This window comes from Flexivirga sp. YIM B11880, assembly GCF_058148645.1.
In genome coordinates this window covers 47,288-60,520 of record NZ_JBMAMH010000003.1, presented here as the reverse complement: position 1 = coordinate 60,520, position 13,233 = coordinate 47,288, and the positions used below count along the sequence as shown (strand labels likewise).

The 13,233-nt window shown below is 64.3% G+C and carries 12 protein-coding genes; 8 read left to right on the top strand and 4 right to left on the bottom strand.

Features of this window, described 5'->3' with window-relative positions:
* The first annotated feature begins 157 nt into the window (after positions 1-157).
* The 5 genes from ACN8HC_RS06355 (at position 158) to ACN8HC_RS06335 (ending at position 5,797) form a co-directional block, all read left to right on the top strand.
* Positions 158-1,225 (top strand): alpha/beta hydrolase, encoded by a 1,068-nt coding sequence (locus ACN8HC_RS06355; RefSeq protein ID WP_188835742.1) that lies wholly within the window; start codon positions 158-160, stop codon positions 1,223-1,225.
* Between the two features lie 63 nt (positions 1,226-1,288).
* Complete coding sequence (locus ACN8HC_RS06350; protein WP_490074007.1) at positions 1,289-1,606, top strand: cupin domain-containing protein; 318 nt, start codon at positions 1,289-1,291, stop codon at positions 1,604-1,606.
* A 14-nt stretch (positions 1,607-1,620) separates the two neighbouring features.
* Positions 1,621-3,042 carry an NAD(P)/FAD-dependent oxidoreductase gene (locus ACN8HC_RS06345; protein ID WP_490074006.1) on the top strand — a complete coding sequence of 474 codons (1,422 nt, stop codon included), beginning with the start codon at positions 1,621-1,623 and terminating at the stop codon, positions 3,040-3,042.
* 122 nt (positions 3,043-3,164) lie between these two features.
* A complete protein-coding gene (locus ACN8HC_RS06340) occupies positions 3,165-4,493 on the top strand; it encodes a flavin monoamine oxidase family protein (protein WP_188835745.1) in 1,329 nt (442 codons plus the stop codon).
* A gap of 185 nt (positions 4,494-4,678) precedes the next feature.
* Positions 4,679-5,797, top strand: coding sequence for an XdhC family protein (locus ACN8HC_RS06335; protein ID WP_188835746.1), 1,119 nt, complete (start codon positions 4,679-4,681; stop codon positions 5,795-5,797).
* 262 nt (positions 5,798-6,059) lie between these two features.
* Here the strand turns inward: ACN8HC_RS06335 and ACN8HC_RS06330 are convergent, their stop codons facing one another.
* Together ACN8HC_RS06330 and ACN8HC_RS06325 are read right to left on the bottom strand one after the other, a co-directional pair.
* The gene (locus tag ACN8HC_RS06330; protein WP_188835747.1) at positions 6,060-7,373 is read right to left on the bottom strand and encodes an NAD(P)H-binding protein; all 1,314 of its coding nucleotides are present in this window, start codon (positions 7,371-7,373) and stop codon (positions 6,060-6,062) included.
* 527 nt (positions 7,374-7,900) lie between these two features.
* Positions 7,901-8,239 carry a class I SAM-dependent methyltransferase gene (locus ACN8HC_RS06325; RefSeq protein ID WP_188835748.1) on the bottom strand — a complete coding sequence of 113 codons (339 nt, stop codon included), beginning with the start codon at positions 8,237-8,239 and terminating at the stop codon, positions 7,901-7,903.
* A 93-nt stretch (positions 8,240-8,332) separates the two neighbouring features.
* On the opposite strand from ACN8HC_RS06325, the gene ACN8HC_RS06320 reads away from it, so the two are divergent.
* Positions 8,333-8,944 (top strand): helix-turn-helix domain-containing protein, encoded by a 612-nt coding sequence (locus ACN8HC_RS06320; RefSeq protein WP_490074005.1) that lies wholly within the window; start codon positions 8,333-8,335, stop codon positions 8,942-8,944.
* Positions 8,945-9,207: 263 nt separating this feature from the next.
* Here the strand turns inward: ACN8HC_RS06320 and ACN8HC_RS06315 are convergent, their stop codons facing one another.
* Entirely contained in the window at positions 9,208-10,212 is a 1,005-nt protein-coding gene (locus tag ACN8HC_RS06315; protein ID WP_188835750.1) for a GAF domain-containing protein, read from the bottom strand.
* Between the two features lie 19 nt (positions 10,213-10,231).
* Positions 10,232-11,056 carry an SDR family NAD(P)-dependent oxidoreductase gene (locus ACN8HC_RS06310; RefSeq protein WP_188835751.1) on the bottom strand — a complete coding sequence of 275 codons (825 nt, stop codon included), beginning with the start codon at positions 11,054-11,056 and terminating at the stop codon, positions 10,232-10,234.
* Between the two features lie 615 nt (positions 11,057-11,671).
* Here ACN8HC_RS06310 and ACN8HC_RS06305 point away from each other — a divergent pair.
* Both ACN8HC_RS06305 and ACN8HC_RS06300 read left to right on the top strand, forming a co-directional pair.
* Positions 11,672-12,295 carry a hypothetical protein gene (locus ACN8HC_RS06305; protein WP_490074004.1) on the top strand — a complete coding sequence of 208 codons (624 nt, stop codon included), beginning with the start codon at positions 11,672-11,674 and terminating at the stop codon, positions 12,293-12,295.
* 143 nt (positions 12,296-12,438) lie between these two features.
* Positions 12,439-13,233: a hypothetical protein gene (locus ACN8HC_RS06300; RefSeq protein WP_188835753.1), complete on the top strand. Its 795-nt coding sequence runs from the start codon at positions 12,439-12,441 to the stop codon at positions 13,231-13,233.

Below are 13,233 nucleotides of genomic sequence, written 5' to 3'. Positions count from 1 at the left end.
TCGTCAATCATGACGCTCAGTATTGAGTGCCGACCGGGCCAGGCGTTGCTGTGGTTCTGCCAAGGACTGAGCCACTATTCGCGGAACATGTAGATGATGCCGAAGGACTCAGCAGAAAGGATGCCTGTGAGAACCCATCGACGAAACGGAGACAGCGATGTCCGACAGCCAGCAAACGGTCACGTCTGAACAGGAGATGCTCAACTGGGGACGGCTCCTGATGGACGGACTCGTGTATGCCGACCTGCTGGCAGCCCGGGACCGCGGGCCGGAAGAGAACTGGTTCGACTTCTGGATGTCCCGCGCAGATCACTACGAGAAGCTGGCGGACGAGTCACTCGCCACCGGTCACCGGATGACGGCGGGGTACTGGCTCTGGGTGGGTTCGATGGCTGCGCAGTACGCGCAGTTCTTGTGGTTCGACGAGCGCCGTCCTATCGGGCAGGACCGCAAAGTAGAGCTCTACCGCCGGGCCGCACCGCTGCTTGACCCGCCCGCCGAGCGATACGACCTGCCCATCGACAACACCACAATCGTGAGTTACTTGCGCCTGCCCAAGAGCGCCAACGGCCGCGCCGTGCCATGCGTCGTACTACTAGGCGGCCTGGAAAGCACCAAGGAAGAGAGCTACCTCTTCGAGAACCTGCTACTGGAGCGTGGGCTCGCGACGATCACATTCGATGGGCCGGGACAGGGCGAGATGCTGACCGACGTCGCATTGGCTGGCGACTTCGAGCGCTACAGCAGCAAGGTGTTGGACCACCTGAAGACCCTGCCGTCGATCGACGCGGCGCGCATCGGCGTGCTCGGTCGCAGCCTCGGCGGTCACTACGCGCTGCGGGCAGCAGCGACCGATCCACGGTTCCGGGCCTGCTTGTCCTGGGGCGGTTTCGTCCAGATGGACGATTGGGATTTCGAGACTCCGATGACCAAGCAGAGCTGGAAGTACGTCACCAATTCCGACACTCTCGAGCAGGCGCAAGTGCGCGTCCGGGACGCCATCGACATTCGTCCGGTCCTCGCGGGACTTACCTGCCCGACCTACTTCCAGCACGGCGCCAAGGATGAGTTGCCGATGTCCGAGATCGACCAGCTCAAGCAGTATGCCGTCAACGCACCTCTCGTTTTCGACATAGAGCCTGAGGGCGACCACTGCTGCCACAACCTCGGGCCAGCCCCGCGATTGCGCATGGCCGACTGGATGGCCGACCAGCTCACGTCCTGACCGAACCCAGTACCAAGGAGCAGATCAATGGTGGAAAAAATTCTGTCCGCGACGGCGTCCGAAGTGACGCTCGAGACCTGGCAACCCGAGGGCGTGACCATACTCGAAGGCGATCCCTCGGGCCGCGGCTTCACACTGCACGAGGACTTCGCTGAGGGAGCCCGCGGAACGGGCATCTTCGAGTGCGCGCCGTCGAAGACAACCTACCGACTGGAGTTCAACGAGATCATCTATGTGCTCGCGGGCGAGGCCACCATCGAGATCGAAAACGGCTCGCGCGTGGACCTCAAGGCAGGTGACTTCGCGTTCCTGCCTGCCGGACACATGTCCACCTGGACCTTCCACACCAGGTTCCGGGAGTTCTGGGTACTGGCGGACTGACGATGTCCTCATTCTTGTCTCGGATCGGCTCGCGCCGCGAGGAGTCGCCCCCCACCAGCGGTTTCGTCAACGGCGAAGTCTCCTTCTGGCACCGTCAGATCGGGATGCCGACCCCTCGTTCGGCACTGCAAGGCGACCGGCAGTATGACGTCGCTATCGTGGGCGCCGGCTATACGGGGTTGTGGACGGCCTACTACCTCAAGAGGGATCAGCCGGACCTGCGGATCGCCGTACTGGAGGGCGACTTCGCCGGATTTGGCGCTTCCGGCCGCAACGGCGGCTGGCTCAGCGCCGAGCCCCCGGGCCAGCTCCGCAGGTATGCCGCCGCGCGCGGCTGGCCGGCTGCAGCCGATCTCCAGCGTCAGATGTTCAAAGCCGTCGACGAGGTCGTTGAGGTCTGCTCGACCGAGGGGATCTCTGCCGACATCCACAAAGCGGGTGTGCTGCACGTCGCCACCAACCCCGCTCAGGAGGCCCGGCTGCGCGACCACCTTCCCCAGCTACGTGCCGCCGGATGGGGTTCCGAGGACCTAATCGAGCTCGATCGCTCCGAACTGTCGAACCGCATCCGGATACAGGGTGCAGTCGCCGCTCACTGGAGCCCGCACTGCGCACGCCTCCAGCCGGCCAAGCTCGCCGTCGGACTCGCGGCGGTTGTCGAGGGGCTGGGAGTCGACATTTTCGAGCAGACACGGGTCACCGAGATCCGGCCCAAGCAGGCTGTCACCGAGCATGGGAGTGTTTACGCGGACTATGTCATCCGCGCCACAGAGGGATTCACTGCCGGTATCAAGGGGCACCGGCGAGTGTGGCTGCCGATGAACAGCAGCATGGTGGTCACCGAGCCGCTCTCCGAGGCCATATGGGACGAGATTGGCTGGGCCTCAGCCGAACTGGTGGGAGATGGCGCGCATTCCTTCGGCTACATGCAGCACACAGCTGACGGCCGGATCGTCATCGGTGGGCGAGGTGTCCCGTACCGCTTCGGTTCTCGGACCGACGTGCGCGGCGCGACGTCGTCGGATACGCAGCATCAACTGCGTGACTTGCTTGTCCGATATTTCCCGGCCGCGGGAAAGATCGAACTCGATCATGCCTGGTCGGGTGTGCTGGGGGTGCCGCGTAACTGGTGCGCGAGCGTCCACTTGGACCGGAGGACCGGACTCGGCTGGGCTGGTGGCTATGTCGGTCATGGTGTGGCCGGGACCAACCTGGCAGGACGCACCCTGCGCGACCTGGTCCTCGGACGTGACACCGGCCTGACCCGGTTGCCCTGGGTCGACCACACGGTTCGCAACTGGGAACCCGAGCCTGTGCGCTGGATGGCGGTGCGGAGCCTGTATGTCGCGTATCGGGCTGCAGACCGCCGGGAGTTCGGCGGCTCGCCGCACACTGCCGCAATCGCGCGTTTGGCCGACCGCATCTCAGGAAGGTGAGAACTGCGATGGTCGTAAACCTGTCGTGCAAGGGCCGGCCGAGGTCGGCGCCTACGAGAGTCGATGGCGAGCATTCTTGTTCGCAGGACAACTGGACGCTCATTTGGTCGAAGGAGACCTGAATGTCATACGACGTCATTGTCGTCGGAGGTGGTTTCGCCGGCCTGCGCGCGGCACGCGATTTCGCCACGGCTGGCCGCTCCGTGCTCCTCCTGGAAGGCGGTGCTCGCCTCGGCGGACGCGCTTACACCCGTGCTTCAGAGTTGTTCCCCTCGATCCAGATCGAGCTAGGGGGCACATATTTTCACCGGCACCACCACCCCCGGCTGGTCGACGAGATCGAGCGCTACGGAATCGAGACTGCGCCGGCACCGGAGTTCACGGTGTTCCGGAACCGCCTCGGGAAGGGTGACAACAACAAGGCGTTCCCCATCCCACTGGGGGAAGGGGCACAGGCCGAGGCAGGACTGTACCGGCTGCTGCGCGACGCCCACCGCATTGACGTGACCGCTGGGCTTGAGAACCAGGGTCTCGATGACCTCGACATCCCGCTGTTGGAGTACGTCGACGCCCTGCTACTGGGACCGGTCACACGGCAGCTTGTCCTCTCCTGGGCGTGGAACATGTTGGGACAGCATCCTGCAGAGTCTTCGGCGTTGTGGGCGCTGCAGCTCGTCGCCGCACATGGCTACAGCGTGCTGGGCGTTGTCCTCGCGCTGGATGAAGTCGTCTGCGGTGGCATGCAGCAACTGGTGAGCGCGATGGCCGCTGATGTCCCCGACAGCGTCCTCGGTGCGCGGGTGACATCCGTCGAGCTACAGCAAGACGGCAGTTACGACGTGGCGTTCGACCGGGACGGGCGTTCCGAGCGCCAACGAGGGTCGCGCGTCGTTATCGCGACGCCCTTCAACACGTGGCGCAACATTGAATTCGACCCTCCGCTCACCGCTGAGCGGGCTGGGGCGCTGACAAAAGGACATGCCTGCAAGGGCCTCAAACTGATGATCCATGTCACGGGGGTGCCTGCAGGTCTTTCGTGCACGGGGGACGGGGTCTTTCCTACGTTGTACGACTACATGCAGACCCCGGATGACGGTGGGAGGCTGCTCGTTGCGTTCACCGACTCCGATTCGTTCGACCCAACCGACTCAGAAGCAGTGACCGCCGCAGTTCACCATTACATACCGGAGGCTGTCGTACATGGCTTTGAGTACTACGACTGGTCGGCCGACCCGCTCTTCGGAGGTCCGTGGGTTTCCCCGTACATCGGGCAGTTCAGCCGGATCCACAAGGGCCTCGGTGAGCGGCATGGCGAGATCTACTTCATTGGATCGGACGTCTCGCTTCGCTTCCCCGGTTACATCGAGGGCGCACTCGAAACCGCGGAAGCTGCGGTTGACGAGATTGTGCGAGGCGGCCGAGGCCAGGATGGGGAGATGACCCATCGGTAAATGTCGAGATGCCGACCACCGCCGCGAGAGTCGGGTGCTGGGTAAACAGGCGGCGGAATGTGACTACTCCGTCAGCGGCCACTCGGTGCGCAGGTCGGGCACCTGTTGGACGCAATCACCGGTGCGTCAAGCGCTGACGGAGCTGATGGCTCGAGCGAATAGGTCGCAGCGAGGGGCGGTACGGCGTGCGTGAAGTGCTTGCGGACTTGATGAGGTGGTACGACGCCGGCGAGACGGTCGGTGTGGGCACGGTCGTGGCGACGTTCCGGTCTGCGCCGCGGCCGCCCGGTGCGTCAATCCTGGTCGGGCCTGGTGGTGAGGCGGTCGGTTCGGTGTCGGGCGGCTGTATCGAGGGCGCGGTCTACGACCTGGCTGGTGAAGTGGTCGCCTCCGGGGCGGCGGTGCTGCAACGGTACGGGGTGTCCGACGATGACGCTTTTGCGGTCGGGCTCACCTGCGGCGGGATCCTGGACATATTCGTCGAGCGTATCGACCGGACCAGCTTTCCCGAGTTGGCCGCGGTGGCCGATGACATCGAACATGATCGACCAGTCGCGGTCGCCACTGTCGTGGACCACTCCGACCCGTCGTGGGTCGGCCGACGCATGGTGCTGAGACCCGATCAGGAATCGGTCGGTGACATCGGCAGCGACCGGGCCAACGCCGCAGTGACCGACGATGCGCTGGGCCTGCTAGCCAGCGGGCGCAGTGCAACGTTGACCTATGGACCGGACGGGCAGCGGCTTGATGAGGGCATGCGTGTCTTCGTGTCCGCGTTCGCCCCGCCGCCGCGAATGCTGGTCTTCGGGGCGATCGACTTCGCGGCGGCGGTCGCCAGGGTTGGGTCGTTTCTGGGCTACCGGGTGACCGTGTGCGACGCGCGGCCGGTGTTCGCCACGCATTCGCGGTTCCCGGATGCTGATGAGGTGATTGTGGACTGGCCGCACCGCTACCTGGCCCGCGAGTTCAAGGCCGAACGAATCGACGCGCGCACCGTCATCACGGTGTTGACGCATGATCACAAGTTCGACGTGCCGTTGCTAGAGGTCGCCCTACAGGCACCCGAGGTCGCCTATATCGGTGCGATGGGTTCGCGGCGTACGCACGAGGACCGGTTGGCCAAACTGCGCGATATCGGGGTGACTGAAGAGCAGCTGCAACGGTTGTCCAGCCCGCTCGGGCTGGACCTAGGGGCCCGCACCCCGGAGGAAACCGCGATCAGTATCGCTGCGGAGATCATCGCGCGACAATGGGGCGGTAGCGGCGGCCGGTTGGGCGAGACGACCGGCCGAATACACGCATGAAGGAGATCGTTCGTTTAGCGGCTGTGACCATTCGTGGTTCGAACGGTTCAGGCAGCTCTTTTCGAAGTCTCACGCCGCAAAATCGGCGTACCGCGGGCGGAAAGTACACGCCGGGACTGCTCGACCACCCGTGGTGAAAACGGGACCGAGAAACTGTCGCTGGTTGGCGGAATGACACGTTGTGATAGTTCCGGGTGTGACCGACCCGCGCTCACCTGGGAGCGCGGGTCGTCTCAGCACGTACGCGGCGCAGTGTCCAGGCTTAAACAATCGCCTGTGCGACCGCCTTTTCGAACGTAGTTGGGTCGTAGTAGGCATGCTCGGCTACGACTTTGCCACCGACGATGGTCACGACGAGCGTGGCGTACCAGGAGACCGGCACCCCGCCGGCGGGGGCGCCGGGACCGATGTACTTCGCTCGGTTGAACAGCTCGCCCGCGACATGGGTGCTGCTCGTGACAGTGGCTACGATGTCGACCTCTACCTGGCCACCGGCGAAGAGGCCGTTGTAGGCCTCCATGTGCGCTCGGAAGGCTGCCTTTCCACTCACTGGCTGGTCGGGGAGCGGCATGTCCGTGTAGACGAGGTCATCGGCATAGCAGCCGAGGAGGTTGTCGATCTCGTTGCATGACCAGGCGGCCACCACACGGCGGAAGAGCGCTTCGTTGTCGCGCGCGAGCTTGGGCGCATCCTCGAGGCCCGGACTCGGACCGATGCCTCCGCTCGCAGCGAGCTGCGTCGCGTTCGCGGCGAGGAAGGCGTCGATCCTGCCCGGTGCACGACCCGTGAGCCGCTCGACCTCGTCGTTCGTCCGGGCGACGTCGCCTGCGACGATGGTCTGGGAGATGCGTGTGATGTACGTGATGAATTCCTCGTCCAAGCCGTCGGCTCGCATGCGGGCCTCGGCGGCTGGGATCGGCTCCTCCACGGCCTCGATTGGGCCGCCTGCGTGCGCACTGATCCGCTCGGCGAGCTGATCCAGCGTGAGCGCCTCGGGGCCGGTGAGATAGACCGCCTCGCGGATGCCGACGCCGTTGACTAGCGCCGCTGCCGCAACCTCGCCGATGTCGTGTGGGTCGATCCATGCCATCGCTTGACCGCCAGTGGTCATCGCGATAACCCGACGGTCTCGGACGTCAGCACCAAAAAAGCCCTCGTCAACGAGGTCCTGCATCATCCAGTTGGGCCGCAGGATGGTCCAGTTCAACTCACTAGCCTGAACGAGGAGTTCCACGCGTCGCTCGGGAAGGTCTTCTGCGCGCGTATCGGCGGCACACTCAGACAGCAACACGAGCCGGTTGACGCCGCTACTCGCCATCTGAACCATGAATCGGCCGACCACCTCGGCGACATCCTCGGACTCGGGCTTGACCAGATAGACGCCGTCCATATCCTCAAGCGCTGGCATCCACGTTGATTCGTCGTGCCAGTCGAAGCGGACCGCCTCGACGTCGGGGGTGTCGATTTGTTCCGCGTGGCGAGAACCTGCCCGCACGGACGCTCCGCGCGCAAGTAGGCAGGCCACCACATGTTGGCCACTCTTGCCCCTGGCACCAGTGACCAGATGTGAACTCATAAACTAGGTCCTCTCATTCTCGCGGTGCGGTCACATCGCGTGACAAGAACGTGCCATGGGACTCGCCGGCACGACAACGCAAGAGATCGTAAATCGCGGTCCGCCTTTTGCGGATCCGAGCAATCCGCCCGGCGATGGGATGTATCCACGGACATCGTCCAGTATCCGGCCCTCGCCCCTGACAGGTCCGACAGCAAGGCCGCGAGGCGGTCGACGTCGTGCGTCGCACGCATGCATCCTCGCCATCGAGCCGAAGAATGCGACCAGGCCCTCGCGGTCGACGCTCTGCGGGTTCGGCAGCTTCGCTTTATGGACCTCGCCGAACGTCGCTCGGGCAAAGGAACTCTGCCAACAGGCCGGACTCCAGTCGCCGCTCATCATGTCCAGTGGCAGCCCGAAATCCTTCGGCCAGATCGTCGCGTGCAACTGTTCGACGGCCGAGATCTCCGGTGCCACCTGCCCAGTGCGCGACGTTCCAGGTCACGATGACGGCCCCGCCGGGCCGCGGCACGCGCGCAAACTCCCTCCTAGACGTGTCGGTGTCCGAACCAGTGGAAGGCCTGTGTCACGATGACCGCGTCGATCGAATCGACAGCGACCGGAAGATGTTCCGCGCTCCCGTCGAGCGCTTCTGTTTCGGCGCAGGCGGCCGCGAGCACACGTCGCATGCCGTCGTCGGGCTCGAAGGCGATTACCCGCGCGAACCGCGGTACCAGCGGACGCGTGAGCTTGCCGGTACCCGCGGCCAGGTGTGCCGCCAGGGAAGGAACGGCTCGGGGCCAGCCCTGCCGGTGACATGGCAGTTCTTCCGTGCGGTCGCACTGAGGTGGCAACAGCCGGATTACGTGCGGGGAGAGTCCAGTCATGGCTGCCAAGTTGGGCTCAGCGCTCCCGGTGAATGCTTCCTGGTAGCTGTCGCGACCGGCCCGCTCTGACGGCCAGGATATGCGACCCGGGGTATGCAGTGGCGGTCATCTCATGTCCTCGCAGATGGGGGTGTGCGAAACCGCCGGCCACGCTCGTGGCTGAGCAGGCTGCGGTCGACCTCGCCGTGGCAGTCCGCGTCGCCGATGTTCACAGGTCAAGGATGCGACGTGATCGGTATCGCATTGGGGCGAAGGCCCTATGGTTGCTGCGTGCCAGACTTCAGCCCATCTGCGTTGCGGTCCGCCCGTGTACGCGCTGGTCTGACGCAGCACGAGTTGGCGCGGCTTGTAGGGGTTTCGGGCGGTGAACGCGTCTCGGTGTGGGAGCGTGGGGAGATGGCCCCGAGGGCACGGACAGTCAGTGCGCTGGCGATCGCTTTGAATGTTTCAGTTGAGGAACTACTTGGTATCGCTTCTGAGGCACCTGATTTGCGTGCTCTGCGTAGACGGGTCGCGCTGAGCACGGCGGAAGTCGCAGAGAGTGCGTTTGTCTCGACGTCGACGTATGAGCGCTGGGAGCGAGGTGTCAGCAGCCGCATGCCAGGCGTTGACTCTCTGAGGGGCATGGCTGCGAAACTCGCTGTCGATCAGCTCGCAGTGCGGCGTGCCTTCCAACTCGCGGTCAAGAACGCAAGACATGCTTGAGTGACGAGATTGCCCGCGCGCCGAGCGACGAGCGTGGTGTTTCGATCCTTCCAACTGTCTGTCGGTCGTCCAATATTTCGACGCAGGCTCCCGCCATTAGTCACACGCGAGCGTCCGTCGGCGCGCGACCGGTTGTTCGGTGTGAGGAGAAGCCGTCAAGCCGTGAAGCCGTCAAGCCGTGGTCAAGCCAGGCGAATTTGAAGGTTCCCTGATGACGGCCTGTAGAATCATGGAAAGCCGCATGGTCGTCCGAGACAATTACCCTATCCATTTAACGAGCTGTTCACATCGATGGTCCAGAGCGCGGCCGTCGTCGAGTTGTTGAGCAGCATCGGTTGGCTTGTCACGATCACGGATATCCACGTCACATCGGTGCAACGTAGGCGGAGGGATGCGGTGACTGCGTTCTCGCCTAGGCGGTTCAGATGGTGGACCACTGCGGCGTCGTCCGGATGAAAAATGTCGATGCCGGGTACGGCCCAGTCAATGGACGAGGGTGGTGCGTCGATCCATTGAATGATGTGGCCGGTGCGTACGTCGACGATCGCGCGGTGGGTGCCGGGTTGAGCTGCTGCGTCCAGGACGCGACGCTCGAGGACCGCGAGGTGAGGAGCTTGGGGTACGTCGTCTGCAGGGCCGATGTCGTGGGTGATGCCATGCATGATGATCTGCGGGCCGTCCTCCGTGCTGTGCAGTACAGCCCGGCAGGAGAAGTGAGCCGCACGCCGGTCACCGTCATCGCAGACGACTGTCCAAACTGCCTGGTGTTCGCTCCCAGGTCTTGACTGCACGATCTTGGCAAGCGCCTCGGAAGCGTCCGGGCCGGCAGTGAGGCGGGTGAAGGCTTCGCCCATTGCTCGCTTGGTGCGCCGCTGGTCATTGGGCTGGCGGTACAGGTCGAGTAGCTCGTCGGATCCGCCCACTTCGAAGTTGGTGAGGTTGAAGTACCAGGCACCAGCGGGGTCATGAGGCGTAGCAGGTTCTGGCTCGTCCTTGTGTCCCAGCCAGAGCCAAGCGCCGTTGACCTGGCCGTCATAGGCACTGAGCGGGTGAGCAATGCATCGGCGTCCAGCAGTGTCAACCATGTCACAGGGCTCATTGGCTTCCGCGACGTGCTCCAGGGCCGTGCGTGCCATGCCGAGGGAGGTCCGGCTGCGGGCAAAGAACCGGTCCAGCGGCACCATGCTCCGTGGCCTGGAGCCGAGACCAATCAATGTAGGTGGTTTAAGACCAAAAGTCTCGACTAGACACCACTCGTGCTCAGACATACCTGCACCCCCCCAAAGGTCAGACGCGCGGAAGTCGAGTGTAACGACCGATGGTCCGCGCGAGCAGTGCCGCGATCCGGGAATCGAGGCCGGCGTATATCACCCGCGACCCATGCTGCTGGCCGCGCACGATGGCGCGAGCAATTTGGTCGGCTGATGACCGGCCGACACGACGGTCGAAGCTAGCCGACCGGTCGGCTCGGTCCTCGTTCTCGGCGAAGCTGCCGTTGCGCAGAATGTCAGTGCGAACGCCACCGATCAGGGCGGTGCTGACACGGATCCCGGTGCCTTCTTGATCCAGCTCGTTTGCCAGGGTCCGCGTGAACCCGTAGACGCCGGCCTTACTGGCAACATACGACGAGTGGCGGGGCATCGCGACGCTTTCGATGGCGCTCGACGCGGTGACGATGCTTGAACCAGGAGTGAGGTATGGCAGACACGCATGCACGGTTGCGATCGTGCCGATCAGGTTGATGTTAATGACTCGTACCAAGTCTTCGAAGGTGCTCCTGCGCACTTCTCCTGTGTGCATAACACCGGCGAAGGTAAAGACACCGTCAAGAAGTGGTGATTTTTCGACCAGGCTTGCGAGGTCGAATCGGTATGCCTCGGCCGTGACATCCAGTGCCGCTATCTTCGTTTGGCACGGCAAGTCGGCAGCTAGGCTGACGAGCGAATCCGCAGCCGTATCAACAAGAATTAGCTCTTGATAGGTGCCTGCGAGGTGTCTCGCGAGGGCGATCCCGATCCCGTCGGCTGCCCCGGTGATGAGGGCACTTCTAGGCTCCGCTGGCGACTTCTGATTGAAGGTGTGCGAGGTATTATCCCGCTGCCGCTCACGCACGTGAGTTCGGCTCTGCGCCTGTCGTCTCGGTCGGAGTCCTGAGCTAAGGATGCGGTGCCTCACGAGGCATTGCATAGCACGGTGTGTGCCCCTGGCGCTCACCAGAGGTGACTTCGTATGTCGTCCATGAGCTGGAGCGCGTGCCGGGATAGCGGCAGTCAATCCACGCGCGATCCGCGTTCCCGCCCGCGTCGGCCTCAACCAGAGGTCGCCGCTGTTGTGACACGCGCGAAATGGCCAGATGCGCGCCCTGGCCACAGGGATGGCCAGGTCCAAATGACTCGCGCCCACACCGCCGGCCGCCGATCGGATCCCGTGTCGTGCCAGAAGGCCGCATCGAACGAACGCGGTCGAAGAGGGCGGGCACTCGGTGTCGACTGTGACAAGCACTACCTCGTTCTGGCAGAGCCGCAAGCCAACGTCCTCGGAGCCGCTCCGGCGTGCATCGCGGGCAGCTGGTCTGCTCGCAGCGAGTTGGACTTCCGTCTGGGCGAGAGGCGCTGATCCCGTCCGCGAAGTGGTTGACCAGTGATGAAAAACCACTAGTGTAAAAACATCATAATTCGAGGTTGCCGCGCACGACGGGGGAGACCACAGCTTCAAGAGACTGGAGCCATGAATGAGGACAAGCACATGACAGGGACGAAGTTGAACACTCGCTGCGGCCGGTCGCTGGTCGGGGTGGCCGCAGCTGTGGCCATCGCCGCGACAGGTGGCTGCTCAAACAGTGGCGGCAGCGCGCCGTCGTCGAGCACATCGACGTCCGCGGTCTCGTCGACGCCCTCAAGCATGCCGACCTCCGCGAGCCCGTCCACGTCGACGAGCACGGACCCACTTGCCAAGAACAAGGCCGCTGCGATCGCGGCCGTCATCGCGTTCTGGAAGAAGGTCGACCAGTTAGATGCCCTACCCAAGGGTGACCTGACGTCGCTCGACCTGGTGGCGCGCGGCCAGGTGCTCGCGCAGTACCAGTACAACATCGGCGCGGCGCGCCAGCGCGGCGAGACGGCGAAGGGCTCGACGATGGTCGAGAGTCCTTCCGCGACATCGGCGGTGGACCCGCTGACCTACAAGGTGGCCGCGTGCGTCGACGTGAGCGAGGTAACGCCGTACAAGAACGGCAAGCCGCGCTCGGTGCCGCCGGGCACTTCACGCAGCGGCTGGGCTTACGGGGTTACCCAGGATCCGAAGACCCTGAAGTGGTACGTCACGACTCAGAGACAGACCGGGACATGCTGACCCGAAGACGGACTGGGGCGGGTGCTCTCGCGGCCGGGGCGGCGCTGGCCTTCGTCGGAGTTGCCGCGGCACCGTCTGCGCACGCTGCAGGTGGAGTCAGCTGCCCGCCCGGCTCGTCGTGGGACCCGACGCAGCACCGGTGCGTGATCACCATTGTGGTGCCCGGCCCGCCAGGGCCGACACCCACGCCGCCGCCGACGCCGGGACCCCCGGGAAAGAAACCGCCCCCGAACAGCAAGGAGAAGTGTGTCAACAACGCCACGGGCAAGACGATCCCATGCACCTACGGTGGGGCCTGGTGGTCGCCGGACAAGCAGTGCTACGTCAGCGTGGCGAAGCCGCAGCCGCCGAAGTCGGACGCGATCTGGGGCGGTCACACCGCCGGCACGGTCTACCAGTGCGACATGATCACCTCGCGGTTCTTCTTCTGGTCACAGACCCAGCCGGGTGGGCCGAAGGCACCACCTGACCCGGTGGCGCTGGCGCGCGAGGCCACCGCGGCGATGGACCTCAAAGCGATCACGATCGGGATCGTGCCGCGCAACGCTCGGGGGTCGGTCGGCCTGGTCGGGATGCCGCAGTGGATGTGGGTCAAGAGCCCGGCTCCGAACACCTGGGGCCCGATCACCAAATCCGCCTCAGCAGCCGGCTACACCGTGACGGCGACCGGCAAGGTCGATCACATCGTCTGGAATATGGGCGATGGCCAGCAGATCAGCTGCGCCAACAAGGGCACCCCGTACTACGACGCGGCGGGCAAGTCGAAGTCCCCGACCTGCGGGCACGACATGTACACCAAGCAGGGCACTTACACGGTGACCGCGACGAGCTACTGGGTCATCAACTGGTCGGGCATCGGCCAATCGGGAACGATCCCGGTCACCACTACGAGGACGACGACTATTCGCATCGGCGAGGCGCAAGTCCTCACTCAATGA

Coding starts and splice junctions, on each gene's coding strand:
- ACN8HC_RS06355 (WP_188835742.1), top strand. CDS start 158: ATGTCCGACAGCCAGCAAACGGTCACGTCTGAACAGGAGATGCTCAAC.
- ACN8HC_RS06340 (WP_188835745.1), top strand. CDS start 3,165: ATGTCATACGACGTCATTGTCGTCGGAGGTGGTTTCGCCGGCCTGCGC.
- ACN8HC_RS06330 (WP_188835747.1), bottom strand. CDS start 7,373: ATGAGTTCACATCTGGTCACTGGTGCCAGGGGCAAGAGTGGCCAACAT.
- ACN8HC_RS06325 (WP_188835748.1), bottom strand. CDS start 8,239: ATGACTGGACTCTCCCCGCACGTAATCCGGCTGTTGCCACCTCAGTGC.
- ACN8HC_RS06320 (WP_490074005.1), top strand. CDS start 8,333: ATGCAGTGGCGGTCATCTCATGTCCTCGCAGATGGGGGTGTGCGAAAC.
- ACN8HC_RS06315 (WP_188835750.1), bottom strand. CDS start 10,212: ATGTCTGAGCACGAGTGGTGTCTAGTCGAGACTTTTGGTCTTAAACCA.
- ACN8HC_RS06305 (WP_490074004.1), top strand. CDS start 11,672: ATGAATGAGGACAAGCACATGACAGGGACGAAGTTGAACACTCGCTGC.